The 15,462-nt window shown below is 28.7% G+C and carries 18 protein-coding genes; 10 read left to right on the top strand and 8 right to left on the bottom strand.

Going from position 1 to position 15,462, the window contains the following annotated elements; genetic code table 11:
- Positions 1–5 precede the first annotated feature (5 nt).
- Positions 6–707: a lysophospholipid acyltransferase family protein gene (locus tag AMN81_RS05415; protein ID WP_072091043.1), complete on the top strand. Its 702-nt coding sequence runs from the start codon at positions 6–8 to the stop codon at positions 705–707.
- On the opposite strand, the gene dnaN is transcribed toward AMN81_RS05415, so the two are convergent.
- The 4 genes from dnaN to mutM form a co-directional block, all read right to left on the bottom strand.
- Positions 704–1,816 carry a DNA polymerase III subunit beta gene (gene dnaN / locus AMN81_RS05410; protein WP_072091042.1) on the bottom strand — a complete coding sequence of 371 codons (1,113 nt, stop codon included), beginning with the start codon at positions 1,814–1,816 and terminating at the stop codon, positions 704–706. The two genes, AMN81_RS05415 and dnaN, sit on opposite strands and share 4 nt — an antisense overlap.
- A complete protein-coding gene (gene dnaA / locus AMN81_RS05405; RefSeq protein ID WP_072091041.1) occupies positions 1,806–3,224 on the bottom strand; it encodes a chromosomal replication initiator protein DnaA in 1,419 nt (472 codons plus the stop codon). The genes dnaN and dnaA overlap by 11 nt, the downstream gene beginning before the upstream one ends.
- Positions 3,225–3,509: 285 nt before the next feature.
- Positions 3,510–3,770 carry a 30S ribosomal protein S20 gene (rpsT, locus tag AMN81_RS05400; protein ID WP_072091040.1) on the bottom strand — a complete coding sequence of 87 codons (261 nt, stop codon included), beginning with the start codon at positions 3,768–3,770 and terminating at the stop codon, positions 3,510–3,512.
- Positions 3,771–3,820: 50 nt separating this feature from the next.
- The gene (gene mutM, locus AMN81_RS05395) at positions 3,821–4,684 is read right to left on the bottom strand and encodes a bifunctional DNA-formamidopyrimidine glycosylase/DNA-(apurinic or apyrimidinic site) lyase (protein WP_072091039.1); all 864 of its coding nucleotides are present in this window, start codon (positions 4,682–4,684) and stop codon (positions 3,821–3,823) included.
- Between the two features lie 29 nt (positions 4,685–4,713).
- Here mutM and ubiE point away from each other — a divergent pair, with 29 nt between their 5' ends.
- From ubiE to AMN81_RS05365, 6 genes are read left to right on the top strand one after another with little or no spacing between them, the layout of a single operon-like run.
- Complete coding sequence (gene ubiE / locus AMN81_RS05390; protein WP_072091038.1) at positions 4,714–5,418, top strand: bifunctional demethylmenaquinone methyltransferase/2-methoxy-6-polyprenyl-1,4-benzoquinol methylase UbiE; 705 nt, start codon at positions 4,714–4,716, stop codon at positions 5,416–5,418.
- On the top strand, positions 5,418–6,986 hold the full coding sequence (ubiB, locus tag AMN81_RS05385; RefSeq protein WP_072091037.1) for a 2-polyprenylphenol 6-hydroxylase: 1,569 nt from the start codon (positions 5,418–5,420) through the stop codon (positions 6,984–6,986). Before ubiE ends, ubiB begins: the two co-directional genes overlap by 1 nt.
- A gap of 8 nt (positions 6,987–6,994) precedes the next feature.
- The gene (gene coaBC, locus AMN81_RS05380) at positions 6,995–8,200 is read left to right on the top strand and encodes a bifunctional phosphopantothenoylcysteine decarboxylase/phosphopantothenate--cysteine ligase CoaBC (RefSeq protein WP_072091036.1); all 1,206 of its coding nucleotides are present in this window, start codon (positions 6,995–6,997) and stop codon (positions 8,198–8,200) included.
- Positions 8,200–8,637, top strand: a complete 438-nt coding sequence (gene dut / locus AMN81_RS05375; protein ID WP_072091035.1) for a dUTP diphosphatase — start codon at positions 8,200–8,202, stop codon at positions 8,635–8,637. Before coaBC ends, dut begins: the two co-directional genes overlap by 1 nt.
- Positions 8,634–9,389, top strand: a complete 756-nt coding sequence (locus AMN81_RS05370; RefSeq protein WP_072091034.1) for a HesA/MoeB/ThiF family protein — start codon at positions 8,634–8,636, stop codon at positions 9,387–9,389. The genes dut and AMN81_RS05370 overlap by 4 nt, the downstream gene beginning before the upstream one ends.
- Complete coding sequence (locus tag AMN81_RS05365; protein WP_102133217.1) at positions 9,380–9,829, top strand: SH3 domain-containing protein; 450 nt, start codon at positions 9,380–9,382, stop codon at positions 9,827–9,829. Before AMN81_RS05370 ends, AMN81_RS05365 begins: the two co-directional genes overlap by 10 nt.
- Here AMN81_RS05365 and AMN81_RS05360 read toward each other — a convergent pair.
- The 4 genes from AMN81_RS05360 to AMN81_RS05345 all read right to left on the bottom strand — a co-directional run bounded on the left by AMN81_RS05360 (position 9,826) and on the right by AMN81_RS05345 (position 12,860).
- Entirely contained in the window at positions 9,826–10,419 is a 594-nt protein-coding gene (locus AMN81_RS05360; RefSeq protein WP_072091033.1) for a DUF3501 family protein, read from the bottom strand. The two genes, AMN81_RS05365 and AMN81_RS05360, sit on opposite strands and share 4 nt — an antisense overlap.
- Positions 10,420–10,421: 2 nt before the next feature.
- The gene (locus AMN81_RS05355; protein WP_072091032.1) at positions 10,422–11,753 is read right to left on the bottom strand and encodes a (Fe-S)-binding protein; all 1,332 of its coding nucleotides are present in this window, start codon (positions 11,751–11,753) and stop codon (positions 10,422–10,424) included.
- Between the two features lie 157 nt (positions 11,754–11,910).
- On the bottom strand, positions 11,911–12,327 hold the full coding sequence (locus tag AMN81_RS05350; protein WP_014953887.1) for a rubrerythrin family protein: 417 nt from the start codon (positions 12,325–12,327) through the stop codon (positions 11,911–11,913).
- A gap of 95 nt (positions 12,328–12,422) precedes the next feature.
- Positions 12,423–12,860, bottom strand: a complete 438-nt coding sequence (locus tag AMN81_RS05345) for a Fur family transcriptional regulator (RefSeq protein WP_072091031.1) — start codon at positions 12,858–12,860, stop codon at positions 12,423–12,425.
- Positions 12,861–12,954: 94 nt separating this feature from the next.
- Here AMN81_RS05345 and fabA point away from each other — a divergent pair, with 94 nt between their 5' ends.
- From fabA to AMN81_RS06330, 3 genes are read left to right on the top strand one after another with little or no spacing between them, the layout of a single operon-like run.
- The gene (gene fabA, locus AMN81_RS05340; RefSeq protein ID WP_072091030.1) at positions 12,955–13,455 is read left to right on the top strand and encodes a bifunctional 3-hydroxydecanoyl-ACP dehydratase/trans-2-decenoyl-ACP isomerase; all 501 of its coding nucleotides are present in this window, start codon (positions 12,955–12,957) and stop codon (positions 13,453–13,455) included.
- Positions 13,455–14,666, top strand: a complete 1,212-nt coding sequence (fabB, locus tag AMN81_RS06335) for a beta-ketoacyl-ACP synthase I (RefSeq protein WP_102133216.1) — start codon at positions 13,455–13,457, stop codon at positions 14,664–14,666. Before fabA ends, fabB begins: the two co-directional genes overlap by 1 nt.
- Before the next feature lie 3 nt (positions 14,667–14,669).
- On the top strand, positions 14,670–15,455 hold the full coding sequence (locus tag AMN81_RS06330) for an enoyl-ACP reductase FabI (RefSeq protein WP_102133215.1): 786 nt from the start codon (positions 14,670–14,672) through the stop codon (positions 15,453–15,455).
- Positions 15,456–15,462 lie beyond the last annotated feature (7 nt).

The raw sequence follows: 15,462 nt of genomic DNA, 5'->3' as shown, positions 1-15,462 counted from the left end.
TAAAAATGATAAGAAACTTTTTATTTTCAATATTATTTTTCACTGGAATCATCTTCATTTCGATAATTTTTTTACCATCATTTTTTTTACCTAAACAGGTTGTTTTGATGGGAGGTAAATTGATGGGCCATTGGGCTAGTTTTTGTTTAAGGTTTGCTCTTTCAGTAAAGATTTCAATCAAAGGAAAAGAAAATATTATTAATAATGAAAAATTTTTTATAGCAGCATCTCATCAATCAATGTTTGAAACTTTTTATTTACAAACAATCTTTAACTCACCTGTATTTATTCTAAAAAAAGAATTATTGTTAATTCCAATATTTGGTTGGTACTTAAAAAAAATAGGGTCAATTTCAATAAAAAGAAACAAAGTTACAAAAGATAACTTGGGTTTTTTTGATGATATTTCAAAAATGATGGCTACTTCTAATAGACCTTTAATTATTTTTCCTCAAGGAACTAGAGTTCTTCCAGATGAAAGACCACCTTTTAAAAAAGGTGCTTCGAGAATTTATGAACAACTAAATGTTACTTGTCAGCCAGTTGCAATTAACTCTGGATATGTGTGGCCTAAAAAAGGTAAAAAAAAATCTAATAGAACCATAACAATCTCTATTCTAAAACCAATTCCTTCTGGATTAACAAAGGAAAATTTTATTCAAATTCTTGAAAAAAATATTTATTCAGAGTTAGATTTAATTAATTAGCCCTTCATAGGCATAACAACAAAAATACTATCGAAATCACCCGGATCTTTTATCAGTGCTGGTGAACCGGTATCATTAAAGAAAATTTCAATTCTATCTCCATCTAGTTGTGAAGCAACATCTATCAAATATCTAGAGTTAAAACTTATCTCTAAGTCATGATCAAAGTTAACAGTTAAAGTTTCTTTACCATCACCACTGTTAGTATTATTTACTGATAGATCTAAAGTGTCTTTAGATAAATTGAATTTCACACCATCTTTTTTATCTAATGAAACAGATGCTACTCTATCAACTGAGTTTAAAAATAATTTTAAGTCTATTTCTAATTTTTTTTGATTATTTTTAGGTATAACTTGAATGTAATTAGGAAATTTTCCATCAATAAGTTTCGAAATTAAAATACTATTATTTAATTCAAATTTTATTTTTGATTTCATATTTGAAACTTTTACATCTCCATCATAGCTATCTAATAAAGAGCAAAGTTGAAAAATTGTTTTTTTAGGTAAAATTATTGGATCAAAATCAATTTTTTCTTCTAATCTAACTTTTGAAATAGACATTCTATGACTATCAGTTGCAACTGCAGTTAAATAATTTTTATCTTCAACTTCTGTTTGATGAAAATATATACCACTTAGATAATGTCTTGTTTCATCATTAGAAACTGAAAATTTACACTTATTTAATAGTTTTAAAAGTTGTTTTGATTTAATTATAAATTCATTTTGATTAAAATTTTCGTCTGTCAGTGGAAACTCTGTTGCACTTATACAATTCAAATTAAAAATAGATTTTTCAGACTCTACTTGTAATTTGCTTATATCTTTTAAAGAAAGATTTATTTTTTTTCCTGAATTAAACTTTCTTATAATATCATACATAATTGATGAAGTTGTGGTTGTTTTGCCCTCCTCTAGAATCTCTATATTATTTAATTGGTGTATAAATATTAAATCTAGATCAGTCGCTGTTATAGTAAGTTTTGAATTACTTGCATCTAACAAAATATTAGAAAGTATTGGTAATGTACTTCTTTTTTCAATAACGCCTTGGCAATAATTTAATGCTTGCTGAAGGTCTTGTTGATTAACGTTAAATTTCATTTTCTTTATTATTATATAAAATCTGGTTTTTTAATTTATTTATATTATCAACCATCTCAGGATCTTTTTCTTTTATCTTTTCAATAGTTTTTACTGAATGAATTATTGTTGTATGGTCTCGGTTAGAAAATTCTCTTCCAATTTCAGGCAATGATTTAGAAGTCAAAATTTTAGTTAAATAAATTGCTGTTTGCCTAGGTCTTACTAAATATCTTGATCTTCTAGATGATAACATTTCATTTTTGCTAATTTTGAAAAACTTACAAACAATTGTCTGAATTAGATCTATTGTAACCTTATTTTCTGCTAAATTTAATAAATCCTTTAAAACTACTTTAGTTTCAGCAAGATTTGGAACTTTGTTGTAAATTCTTGAAAATGAAACAACTCTATTTATTGCTCCAACTAATTCCCTTACACTTCCAGTTATTTCATTACTTATAAAATCTTGAATTTCACTAGAGACTTGTAATTGTTCAGAATACAAGGCATTCAATTCTTCATTTTTTTTTTCAACTATTTTTTTTCTTAGCTCAAGGTCTGGCTTTTGAATATCAACAACTAATCCGCCAGAAAATCTTGATTTAATTCTTTCTTGAATCCTTGATAATTTATTTGGTGCTCGATCGGCTGATACAATTATTTGAGATCCCTTATCAAGTAATGCATTAAATGTATGAAAGAACTCCTCCTGCATAGCCTCTTTTCCACTTATAAACTGGATATCATCGATTAATAAAATATCTGTATTTCTAAAATATTCTTTAAACTTAACCATGTCGTTTGATTTAATTGATTTTACAAACTGATACATGAAACGTTCGGCAGAAATAAACATTACTTTATTATTTTTTTTAAGCTCTAAACCTATTGAATTTAACAAGTGAGTTTTTCCCATTCCAACACCACCATAAATATAAAGTGGATTATAATGGGATATATTTTCTGAAACTTTTAAAGAAGCTTCGTAAGCTAATTTATTACTTGAACCTGTTATAAAATTACCAAATCTTTTATTTGGATCAATTCGGTTATACTGAAGGTAGGAGTCTTTTATAAATGAAATATTTTCATTAGTATTATTCTCTTTAATATTATTTTCTTTTAAAGAGATATCTTGAGCTTTTTCAACTATTTTAAACTCAATTCTAATAATGTCTTTTTTATATACTTTAATTATCTGTAATATTTGGTCTAAATACCTTGATGTAATCCAATCTCTAATAAATCTTGTTGGAACTGATAATAATAAATAATTATTGAATTCCTCTACAAAAGAAATCTTTTTTAACCAACTCTCATAAACTTCTAAGCCTAATTTATTTTTCATTTCATCCTGCACTTGCTTCCATTCAAAGCCTTCAGAAGAAAAATTATTAATATTTTTTATATTTGTTAATTTATTCATAACGTAAGGGGAAATCTCAGTTAGAACGATTTAAAAAAATTTGCAACAAGTTAATAATAAAAATTAAAAAAAAATAAAATCTATGATTGTGATTTATAACGTTGCAGATTAATTTTTTGTTTAGATCTAAAATTAAAATTATAAATTGAATCAAACATAGATTGAATCAAACATAGATTGAATGATGGTAAACCAAATATTTACTAAATCTAAATATAGTAACTTAAGACAAATCTAAAACATATAATGTAGATATCAGGAGTTGTTTAAAAATTAAACTAACGTTTAAATTGCAGCTATTTTTTTGGTAATTCTAGAAACATTTCTAGAAGCATTTTGTTTTTTTATTATTCCTGTTTTTGCAATTTTCATCAACTCAGAGTTTAACTTTGGTAAAAATTTTAGAGCTTCATCTTTTTTTTTACCATCAATTAGAAGGTTCATTTTCTTAAGAGCGTTTCTAAATCTGCTCTTTCTAGCTTTATTTACCGCTGTTTGTTTAGAAATTCTTCTAATTCTCTTAATTGCTGATTTTGTGTTTGCCATCTGCGCAGGGGTATAGCTTGAGAATTTATAGTGGTCAACTAAATATTTAACTATTTTTGACAGGAAACACAAAAAAAAGACGACCTATTTGATGTTATTTTTTTTTTTATAATACCTTTGCAATTCGTACGCTTACAATCAGCTCCCTCTTGCTGATAAACTTTAAACTCCTTTTGAAAGGTACCTTTGTTACCTGAGATATCTTTAAAATCTCTTATACTTGAGCCTCCTTTATTAATTGCCTGTTGAAGTATTTTCTTAGAATTAAATATAATATTTAAACATTCATTTTTATTAAGTTTTTTTGCCTTTTTAAATGGATTTATTTTACTAGCGAAAAGAATTTCACTTGCATAAATATTACCTATTCCAGAAACAAATCTTTGATCAAGTAAAAAACTTTTTATATCCTTATTTTTTTTCTTAAAATAATTAACTACATAATTTAAGTTAAATTTATCACTAAATGGTTCAGGTCCCATTGATTTAAATCTTTTCTGTAGATCTTGATAATTATTAATTATTTCAAAAAATCCAAAACGTCTTGGATCATTATAAATTACTTTCAAGCTATCAAATATAAACTCTGCATGATTGTGTTTTTTAGGTAAAAAAGGTGAATGATAAAAACTAGTATTCGTAAATTTTAGAGGTTTTTTCTTATCAAGAATGTGAATTGTTCCTGACATTCCTAAATGGATTAAACAATAATCTTCATTTTGAAAATGGATAATCAAATATTTAGAAAATCTACTAACTTCAATTATTTTTTTGTTTTTAAGAAAACTTTCAAAATCACTTGGTATTTTAAACCTTAAATTCCTGTTTCTAATTATTACTTTTTTTATACTTTTTTTTTTGATCTTTTTATGAAGGGATTGTCTAACAATTTCTACTTCTGGTAATTCTGGCATTTGATACTATATTCAATATATATTTTTTTATGCAACAAAATCTTCAAAATAAAAAAGGACTTGTAGAAAATGTATTTAATCAAGTCTACAACAAATATGACTTGATGAATGACTTTATGTCTATGGGTGTACATAGATATTGGAAAAAAAATTTAATCAATATGATGAATCCGAGAGTTAGTAGAAAATTGATAGATGTTGCGTGTGGGACGGGTGATGTTGGAAAGTTATTTTTAGATAGCACAAATAAAGAGGCTGAAATTACATGTGTAGATCCTAATAAAGGGATGGTTAGTCAGGGAAAACAAAAATTATCAGATTATAAAAATGTAAAATGGGTTATTTCACCAGCAGAAAAATTACCAATAGAAGACAATTCATTTGATTACTACACTATTAGCTTTGGACTAAGAAATACAAAAAATTTAAATGAAGCACTTTCAGAAGCCTATAGAGTTTTAAAACCTGGTGGACGCTATCTATGTCTAGAATTTTCTAAGATTCAAAATTCAAATATTGATTTTATATATAAAAATTATTCAAAACTTATTCCTATTATTGGTCAGTTTGTAGTTGGAGAAAAAGAACCTTACGAATATTTAATCAAAAGTATTGAACAATTTATTAATCAAGAAGAATTAATAGAATTAATGGAAAAAAATAATTTTCACAAATGTTCTTATAGAAATCTTTCTGGTGGTATTGTTTCAATTCATAGTGGTTGGAAAGTTTAATGATTAAAAAACTTATTACTTTATTTAAATTAGGAAGAAAAATTGCAAGATCAGATATTTTAAAAATTGCATCGAAATTTAAAAAACCTCCCTTAGCTGTAACAATATTATTCCAAATTTTATCTATTTCATTTGAAAAAAGAGAAAAAAATAATTTAATTGAAGATGATGGAGAAAGATTATCTAGGTCTTTAGAATCTATGGGTACAACTTTCATTAAACTTGGGCAATTTCTTGCTACTAGACCTGATATAATCGGAGAAGAATTATCTATAAAGCTAGAAAAACTTCAAGATCGATTACCCCCTTTTTCAATTCATGAAGCAAGAGAAATTATTAAAGAGGATCTTGGAGTTGATGCATTTAATTCAATAATTGATTTAAGTGAACCAGTTGCTGCTGCATCAATTGCACAAGTTCACAAAGCAAAAATAAATGACAATGGAACAATTAAAGATGTAGCAATAAAAATTTTAAGACCAAATATAAAAAAAATATTCAATGAAGAAATAGATGCAATGATGTTATTTGCATTTATTATCGAGTCATTTATAAAAAAAACAAAAAGATTAAAACTTGTTGAGGTTGTTTTTTTACTTAAAGAAATAACTAATCTTGAAATGGATTTAAGATTCGAAGCTGCTGCGGCTAATGAATATGCTGAAAACACTAAAAATGATGCTGGGTTTAAAGTTCCTGAGATTTATTGGAATTTTACTAGTGAAAATGTAATGACTTTAGATTGGATAGATGGAATTTCAATTAGGGAAGCTGAGGAGTTAAAGAAAAGAAATTTAGATACCAATAAAATAGCAGAAGATATTATCCAGCATTTTTTGAGACATGCTGTAAGAGATGGTTTTTTTCATGCAGACATGCACCAAGGAAATATTTTTGTTGATAATAATGGCCAGATTGTACCTATAGATTTTGGGATTATGGGCAGGTTAGACAAACTTAGCAAAAGGTTTTTAGCAGAAATTTTATTTGGATTTATTCAGAGAGATTATCGTAAAGTAGCTGAGGTTCACTTGGTAGCCGGATTAGTTCCGAAAGAAGTACCAATCGATGATCTAGCTCAAGCTTTGAGATCAATTGGTGAGCCTATATTTGGTCAAGAAGTAAAAGATATTTCAGGAGGTAAATTACTCAAACAATTGTTTGATGTAACAGAAAAATTTAATATGCAAACTCAACCTCAATTATTAATGTTGCAAAAAACTATGGTTGTTGTTGAAGGTGTAGCAAGAAAATTAAATCCAAACACAAATATTTGGACAACTTCAAAGCCTGTACTAGAAAATTGGCTTAAAGAAACAAAAGACCCAATTAATAATTTAAATGAAACTTTAAAAAATACATCTGAAGTTATTAAACGTTTGCCAGAATTTCCTGAGATTATGGATAAAGCAAATCAAGCATTAACATTTTTAGCTAGTGGTCAAATTCCACAAAACTCAAATTCTTATACCGCTCTGAATGATAAAAAATCAGAAATGATAGCATTTAGAAATCAATCTATTATTGGTTTATTACTTCTTGTAATTTTTGGCCTTATAGTATTTTAATTCTGGAAATGAAAAATTTGTTAAATAAAAAAATACTATTTATTATCTGTGGAGGAATATCTGCTTATAAAAGTCTTGAAACAATTAGGCTTTTTAAAAAAAATGGCGCAGATATAAAGACAATTCTTACAACAAGTGCGAAAGAGTTTGTAACTCCACTTTCAGTAACATCACTTTCTCAAGGTAAAGTTTATAGCGATTTATTTAGCGTAGAAAATGAGACAGAAATGGATCATATTTCACTTTCAAGATGGGCAGATATAATTGTAATTGCGCCTGCAACTGCAAATACAATTTCAAAACTGGCTCAAGGAACAACTGATGATTTAGCATCTACTGTTGTTTTGGCTTCAGATAAAGACATTATTTTAGCACCAGCAATGAATGTAAGAATGTGGGAACATCCAACTACTAAAACAAATATAAAAAAATTAAAAGAGTTTGGATATAAACTAATTGGTCCTGAGGTTGGTGAAATGGCATGTGGTGAATATGGAGATGGTAAAATGTCAGACCCATCAATAATTGCTGAAGAAATTGATAAATATTTCTTAACTCAAAAAAATAACAAAAAATTTAAAGCATTAGTTACAGCAGGTCCAACTAATGAGTACATAGATCCAGTTCGTTTTATTACGAATAAATCAAGTGGCAAACAAGGATATGAATTAGCAAAATCATTATCCAAAAAAGGTTTTGATACAACATTAATATCAGGTCCAACTAATCTTGAAATAACTAAAGATATTAATCTTATAAAAGTCGAAACAGCAGATGAAATGTTAGTTGCCACTCAAGAAAATTTACCTGTTGATGTAGCAATTTTTTCTGCTGCAGTAGCTGATTTTAAAATTAATAAAAAATATGAAAATAAAATTAAAAAACAAGAGAACTTAAACTTAAATTTAGAAAAGAATGTAGACATACTTCATTATGTGTCTAACCATAACTCCATGAGACCTGATCTTGTCATTGGATTTGCAGCAGAAACTAATGAGATTGATAAAAATGCAGAGGAAAAATTAAACAAGAAAAATTGCGACTGGATAATTTCTAATGATGTATCAAATAAAGATATAGGATTTAATTCTGATTATAATGAGGTAACAATTCATTATAAGAATAGAGACATTAAAAAAGAAAAACTTTCATACAAAAAAAAATCTGGAATTTCTGATGAAATAGTTGATAGAATACTTGATCAATTAAATTAATGGCAAAAGTTCTTATCAAAAAGTTAGACCCTGCGGTTGAATTACCTGCTTATAAAACAGAGGGTGCATCAGGCATGGATTTAATGGCATTAATAAAAGAACCCATTAATCTTAAACCAAACTCTTCATGTTTAGTTCCAACTGGGCTTGCTGTTGCATTTTCAAATGATTTCGAAATCCAAATAAGACCAAGATCCGGTTTAGCTGCAAAAAATAGTATAAGTGTTTTAAATACACCTGGAACTATTGATAGTGATTACAGGGGAGAAATAAAAGTAATTCTTTTTAATCATGGTAAAAATGATTTCTTGATAAATAATAATGATAGAATAGCGCAAATGATTTTAACTCCTGTAATTAAAATGGATCTCGAGGAAACTGATGATCTACCAGAAACAATTAGAGGAGAAGGTGGGTTTGGCTCAACAGGAAAATGAGCAAAAATTTAAACAAAAAAGAAATAGAGAAATTCTCAAGGCAAATAATTCTTAAAAATATTGGAGCACCAGGTCAAAAAAAAATTTTATCATCTAAAGTTTTGATAATTGGTATGGGAGGTCTAGGTTGCCCAGTAGCAGAATTTTTAACTCGATCAGGTATTGGCACACTTGGAATTATAGATCATGATACTGTAAGTCTCTCTAACATTCACAGACAAAGTCTTTATAATGAAAAAGATATAAATCAATCAAAAGTAAAAATTGCAAAAAAAAAATTAAATAAAATTAATTCAAAAACAAAAATACATATTTTTAATTTAAAATTAAATAAAACTACATTTGAAAAAATTATTAAAAATTATGACTATATTGTTGATGGGACTGATAACTTTGAAAGTAAATTTTTAATAAATGATTTAAGTCTAAAATATAAAAAATTTCTAGTCACCGGTGCTATAAGTAAGTTTGATGGACACATTTTTACTTTTAATTTTACCAACAAAAAAAATCCTTGCTTGAGATGTTTTTATCAAGAAGACACAATATCTGATGAAATTTTAAATTGTGAATATGAGGGAATTTTAGGAACTGTTGCGGGCACAATAGGTACATTGCAGGCAAATGAAGTTTTGAAAAAAATATTAAATATTGGACAAAATTTAAATGGATACATTCTAATTCTAGATCTATTAAATTTAAATTTCAGAAAAGCAAAAATCAATAAAAGAAAAAAATGCCTATGCAATTAATAATAAAAAAAATTTATATAGTATTTTTTTTATTATTTTTTACTCACATCTCGTTTGCTAATGAAATTTTTGTCTCTCTTAAAAAAAATAAAGTAAATGTTCGCTATGGACCAAGTTTTGAATCTGATATTAAATATGTTTATAAAAAAATAAATCTTCCATTAAAACAAATTGATAAAAAAGAAAATTTTAGGCGAATTATAGATTTAAAAAATAACAGTGGGTGGATTCATATCTCTCAATTAAAAAAAAGTAATTCTGTAATAGCCACGAAAGATAAAGTTTTATTTAAAAAACCTACATCTTTTGCTAAACCAATTGCTCAAATAAAAGAGGGAAGATTATTAATTATAGAAAAATGTGAACAAAATTGGTGTAAAATTAAATCAGAAGAATTTGAAGGTTGGATTAAAACAGATAATATTTGGGGGCTAAATTAACTAAAATCAGTAGATAAAGAGGCTATATTTTCTGTAGATAATTTTGTGCTATGAGAATATTCTTTATGATCAATTCCAAGCTCAATTTCTGAGCTATTAGATTGAAATTTCTCTATTTGATCATCAGTAAAATTAAAATGAATAAACTGTACTGAGGAAGCTTTTCCTTCAGCAGAAGTTCTGTCAACATCTTCTTCCGGAACTGCTTTAATTTTCTCACCATTGATTTTCATAAATACTGTTTCTTCTATTCCACCAACTTTTCCAAGAAACGCAGCTCTTGAGATAGGATTATCTATTTCAAACATTAAAGTTGCTGTTAGTTCTTTGCCGTTAGGTATTAAAGGATTGTACGCAGATAACTCATCCTGGAGTTGCTCATCACCACCTTTTTCTATGTACAGCATTTCTTGCACTTGAGCTAACATTGTTTCATAACTTTCAAAATAAAAAGTTGCATAAGGACCTAATGCAACTCTTCTATTTTTTTTATAATCAACAATACTTTTTCTTAATTCACGTCTCTTTTCTGTATAAACATCTAAAGGCATAATGTCTTCTTTCTGAATTTCTCTTTTTTCTCTCGGCATGATCATAAGTTATAACTTTTTGCCATTAATTCGATAGGATGTAGTGCCTCATCATTAGTTATGTTTGTATCAACTTCTAACTGTTTTAAATGTTTACCAGCTAAAGGACAATCAGAAGCCATATACTTATTATTTTTAGTTTTTATTTGTCTAGCTGTAGGTCTTCCAACTTTATTTGCTAAATCATGAGTTTCTTTCATTACTCCAAAAGTTCCTCCATGACCTGCACATCTTTCAACTACATCAATTTTAATGTTTGGTATCAATTTTAACATATCTCTTGCTTTGATACCCATATTCTGTGCTCTAGCATGACAAGCATGATGCACGGTTACTCCTCCATCAATCTTATTTAATCCTTCTGCTAACCCCTCATTATTCGCTATGTCAACCACATACTCATCAATGTCCATAACATTTGCAGATAATTTTTTTATTTTTTCATTGTCTGGTAATAATAAAGGCCATTCGAATTTTAACATCAATCCACAACTTGCTGTTAAGGTTACTACTTTATATCCTTTATCAATCCATTCGATTAAATCCTTAGAAACTTTTTTCGCTTGTTCAACAACCTTTGGCAAATCTGCTTGCTCTAAAAATGGCATCCCGCAACAACCAGGGTAAGCCTCCTGAACCTCTACACCATTTTTTTTCAAAACTTTTAAAGCAGCAACACCTGTATTTTTTTTATTAAAATTTACAAAACAGGTTGAGTAGATAACAACCTTTCTATCTTTTGAAGGTGTTTGATAATTTATCTTATCTTTATTTTTTTTAAAAAAATTTGAAAAAGTTTCTGAGTTATATTTTGGTAACTGAACTCGTTTATCTATTCCAGTAATTAGTTCTAAGATTTTTCTCATTAATTTATTTTTAATATTTGATGCCCAGTTAACTATTTTTGAGAACATAACACCAATTTTAGCGTTTCGATCTATTTGGGCTAATTGTGTTGGTACACTTGGTAATTTATCTAATTTTTTTTGAGCTGTTCTATATCGCAGCATTAAATGTGGAAAATCTAAATCAAAATCATGAGGTGGAACATATGGGCATTTGGTCATAAAACACATATCACATAAAGTACATGCATCTACGACGGGAGCAAATCGATCACTAGATAGGCTTTCAACATCTTCATTTGTAGACTCATCAATCATGTCAAATAACTTTGGAAATGAATCGCAGAGATTAAAGCATCTTCGGCATCCGTGACAAATATCAAACACTCTTCTCATTTCAGCGTCTAACTTTTCGGGATTTAAAAAATCAGGATGCTCAAAATCTATAGGATGTCTTATAGGTGCACCTAAACTTCCTTCTTTGCTCATATGACTAAGTTAGAAATAATAATTAATGATAAAGAAACCAGAACAACGGGTTCATTAAACCAATCCTTAAGTATTTGTAAAATTTGCTCTACCATTTTATAAAATTTTAAATTTGAATTGTTTTTAGTGGGCGTTAAACGCCCACTAAGAAATTTAGTTAGCTAATAGACTCTAAAGTTTTTTGGAATTTACCAGCGTGTGATTTTTCAGCTTTAGCTAAAGTTTCGAACCAGTCTGCGATTTCTTCAAAGCCTTCTTCTCTAGCAGTCTTAGCCATACCAGGGTACATATCTGTGTACTCATGAGTTTCACCTTCAATAGCTGAAGCTAAGTTAGCTTTAGTTTCACCAATTGGTTTTCCTGTAGCAGGGTCACCAACTTGCTCTAAGTATTCTAAATGACCATGAGCGTGACCAGTTTCACCTTCTGCTGTTGATCTAAAAACTGTAGCTACATCATTGTAACCTTCGATGTCTGCTTTTTGTGCAAAATAAAGATATCTTCTATTTGCTTGACTTTCTCCAGCGAATGCTGCTTTTAAGTTTTCCTCTGTTTTACTTCCTTTTAAAGACATTATTTTCTCCTTTTAAATGTTACTGACCATATAATAGTTATATGAAATATGTCAACAGTTTAGAATTGTTATAATGTAGATTTTAAATTATTGATTTAATTTAATTTTTTTTGATTTTGATTATCACTCGCAACTTTAACCAAAACTTCAACTGAATTTATTTTTTTTCCAGTAATATTTTTTTTTATATTAACCGGATCAATATCATTTTCATCGCAATCTATTAACTCATGGGTGTCTTCATCATAAAAATGATGATGTACAGATGTATTGGTATCAAAATAACTTTTATCACTGTTTATTGTAATTTCTTTTAGGTATCCTTTTTTTTCAAATGCGTGAACTGTATTATAAACTGTGGCTAAGGAAATCTTCTCATTCATTTCTTCTGATATCATTTTAACAAGATCATTTATTGTGAAATGAAAAGTTTTTTCTCTATTGAATAAGACCTCACACATTTTAACTCTTTGTTTTGTAGGTCTAAGTCCTAGTCCTCTCAATTTTTCAATAAAATTGCAGTTTTTTACCATAATTGTTTATAATTATTCTAATGTATGAATAAAAATTATAATGTTTTATTATATTATATTAGCATTAAATCAAGTATTAAGGGAACTCAAAATTATGAAAAAAAACTCATATTCCTACGATGACCTTATAACTTGTGGAAATGGTGATCTTTTTGGTCCTGGTAATGCAAAATTACCTCTTCCACCAATGCTTATGTTTGACAGAATAACCGAAATCAATGAAAATAATGGCACATTTAATAAAGGCTCTTTAAAAGCTGAATTAGATATTAAAGATGATCTTTGGTTTTTTGATTGTCATTTTAAAAAAGATCCAGTTATGCCAGGGTGCTTAGGTTTAGATGCTATGTGGCAACTCGTAGGTTTTTTTCTAGGTTGGCTAGGAAATTCTGGAAAAGGAAGAGCTTTAGGAGTGGGTACTGTGAAATTTACAGGTGAAGTTTTACAGAGTGTAAAAAATGTAAGATATGAAATAGATATGAAAAAAATTATGTCTCCTGGAGGAACAACTGTTGGGCTTGCAAATGGAATTGTTCTTGCAGATAATAAAAAAATATATTCAGCAGAAAGTTTAAAGGTAGGTTTATTTAAATAATGAGAAGAGTAGTTATTACTGGTTTAGGAGTAGTTTCTTGCTTAGGAAATAATCAAGAGGAAGTTCATCAATCTTTATTAAACTCAAAATCAGGGATTTCTTATGCTGAGGAATACAAGGAGCACAATTTAAAAAGCCATGTTCATGGTAAACCAAATATTAAACTTGAAGATCATATCGATAGAAAAACAATTAGGTTTATGGGTTCAGGCTCAGCTTATAATTATATTGCAATGAAAGAGGCAATTGAGGACTCTGGATTAGAAGAAAGTGAAGTAAGTAATTTTAAAACTGGGATTGTAATGGGATCTGGTGGCCCATCAATTGAAAACGTAATTCTTGCAGCAGATAAAACTAGGGCGAAAACACCAAAATTAATGGGGCCTTTTATTGTTCCCAGAACAATGGCTAGTACTGCTTCAGCAACACTTGCTGTTCCATTTAAAATAAAAGGAACTAATTATACGATGAGCTCTGCTTGCGCAACTAGTGGACACTGCATAGGAAATTCTATGGAATTAATTCAAATGGGTAAACAAGATATTGTTTTTGCAGGTGGAAGTGAAGAAATTCATTGGGCTATGACAGCAATGTTTGATGCGATGACTGCATTGTCCTCAAAATATAATGATACCCCTGAGTCAGCCTCAAGAGCTTACGACAAAACAAGAGATGGATTTGTGATCGCAGGTGGTGCCGGAGTGTTAGTGCTTGAAGAATATGAACATGCCAAAGCAAGGGGTGCTAAAATATACGCGGAATTAACCGGTTATGGAGCAACTTCAGATGGTTACGATATGGTAGCACCTTCTGGTGAGGGTGCAGTTAGATGTATGAAAATGGCTATGGCAACTGCTAAAAATAAAATTGATTACATTAATACTCATGGAACATCTACTCCAGTAGGGGATATAACTGAGCTTAATGCTATTAAAGAAACTTTTGGAGACAATGTTCCTAAAATAAGTTCAACAAAATCTTTATCAGGTCACCCTTTAGGAGCTGCTTCAGTTCATGAAGCAATTTATTGTTTAATAATGATGAAAAATAATTTCATAACAGGCTCTGCAAATATTACTAAGATGGATGATGATGCTAAAAAGTTTCCCATAGTTTCCAAAACTGAAACAGGAGCAAATTTAAATACAGTAATGTCAAATAGCTTTGGTTTTGGTGGAACAAATGCAGCTTTAATTTTTGAAAAGGTTTAATTTATGAGTTTAATGAAAGGTAAAAAAGGGTTAATCATGGGTGTCGCTAATGAAAGATCCATTGCCTGGGGTATATCTCAAAAACTTGCTGAGGCTGGAGCGGAACTTGCATTTACGTATCTAGGTGATGCTCTAAAAAAAAGAGTAGTTCCTTTAGCAGAAAAATTAAATTCAAAAACTACATTTAGCTGTGATGTTGAAAAAAAAGAAGAAGTAATAAAACTATTTAAAGATATCAAATCTCAATGGGGTGAAATTGATTTTGTAGTACATGCAGTTGCTTTCTCTGATAAATCAGAATTGTCAGGTGAATATTTAAATACGACTAGAGAAAACTTTTTAAGAAGTATGTTAATTTCATGCTTTTCATTTACTGAAGTTGCAAAAGAAGCTTCTAAAGTAATGAAAGAAGGCGGAAGTTTAATTACCTTAAGCTATGAAGCAAGCAAAGCTATTCCAAATTACAATGTAATGGGAGTATGTAAAGCTGCTTTAGAATCTAGTGTTAAATATCTAGCAAGGGACTTGGGTGCTAAAGGAATTAGAGTTAATGCAATTAGCGCAGGTCCTATTAAAACATTAGCAGCTTCTGCTATTGGGGATGCAAAATTCTTATATAAGTGGAATGAAAACCATTCTTTCCTTAAAAGAAATGTAGATATTCATGATGTTGGTAATTCAGCATTATATCTACTAAGTAACCTTGCAAACGGAGTTACTGGTGAAATTCACTATGTAGACGCCGGATATAATAAGGTTGGGATGCCAGATCCTAAAAATATTGTATAATCATGCA

Source organism: Candidatus Pelagibacter communis, assembly GCF_001179845.1.
GTDB classification, from domain to species: Bacteria; Pseudomonadota; Alphaproteobacteria; order Pelagibacterales; family Pelagibacteraceae; genus Pelagibacter; species Pelagibacter ubique_Q.
Note: the sequence above shows the minus strand (reverse complement) of the source record. Positions and strands in the feature narration are given on the sequence as shown.

Bases quoted from the DNA above. Each gene is read 5' to 3' on its own strand.
- AMN81_RS05415 (WP_072091043.1), top strand. From the start codon at position 6: ATGATAAGAAACTTTTTATTTTCAATATTATTTTTCACTGGAATCATC.
- dnaA (WP_072091041.1), bottom strand. From the start codon at position 3,224: ATGAATAAATTAACAAATATAAAAAATATTAATAATTTTTCTTCTGAA.
- fabB (WP_102133216.1), top strand. From the start codon at position 13,455: ATGAGAAGAGTAGTTATTACTGGTTTAGGAGTAGTTTCTTGCTTAGGA.
- dnaN (WP_072091042.1), bottom strand. From the start codon at position 1,816: ATGAAATTTAACGTTAATCAACAAGACCTTCAGCAAGCATTAAATTAT.
- ubiB (WP_072091037.1), top strand. From the start codon at position 5,418: ATGATTAAAAAACTTATTACTTTATTTAAATTAGGAAGAAAAATTGCA.
- AMN81_RS05350 (WP_014953887.1), bottom strand. From the start codon at position 12,327: ATGTCTTTAAAAGGAAGTAAAACAGAGGAAAACTTAAAAGCAGCATTC.
- coaBC (WP_072091036.1), top strand. From the start codon at position 6,995: ATGAAAAATTTGTTAAATAAAAAAATACTATTTATTATCTGTGGAGGA.
- mutM (WP_072091039.1), bottom strand. From the start codon at position 4,684: ATGCCAGAATTACCAGAAGTAGAAATTGTTAGACAATCCCTTCATAAA.
- AMN81_RS05355 (WP_072091032.1), bottom strand. From the start codon at position 11,753: ATGAGCAAAGAAGGAAGTTTAGGTGCACCTATAAGACATCCTATAGAT.
- fabA (WP_072091030.1), top strand. From the start codon at position 12,955: ATGAAAAAAAACTCATATTCCTACGATGACCTTATAACTTGTGGAAAT.
- AMN81_RS06330 (WP_102133215.1), top strand. From the start codon at position 14,670: ATGAGTTTAATGAAAGGTAAAAAAGGGTTAATCATGGGTGTCGCTAAT.
- AMN81_RS05360 (WP_072091033.1), bottom strand. From the start codon at position 10,419: ATGCCGAGAGAAAAAAGAGAAATTCAGAAAGAAGACATTATGCCTTTA.
- AMN81_RS05370 (WP_072091034.1), top strand. From the start codon at position 8,634: ATGAGCAAAAATTTAAACAAAAAAGAAATAGAGAAATTCTCAAGGCAA.
- ubiE (WP_072091038.1), top strand. From the start codon at position 4,714: ATGCAACAAAATCTTCAAAATAAAAAAGGACTTGTAGAAAATGTATTT.
- dut (WP_072091035.1), top strand. From the start codon at position 8,200: ATGGCAAAAGTTCTTATCAAAAAGTTAGACCCTGCGGTTGAATTACCT.
- AMN81_RS05365 (WP_102133217.1), top strand. From the start codon at position 9,380: ATGCAATTAATAATAAAAAAAATTTATATAGTATTTTTTTTATTATTT.
- AMN81_RS05345 (WP_072091031.1), bottom strand. From the start codon at position 12,860: ATGGTAAAAAACTGCAATTTTATTGAAAAATTGAGAGGACTAGGACTT.
- rpsT (WP_072091040.1), bottom strand. From the start codon at position 3,770: ATGGCAAACACAAAATCAGCAATTAAGAGAATTAGAAGAATTTCTAAA.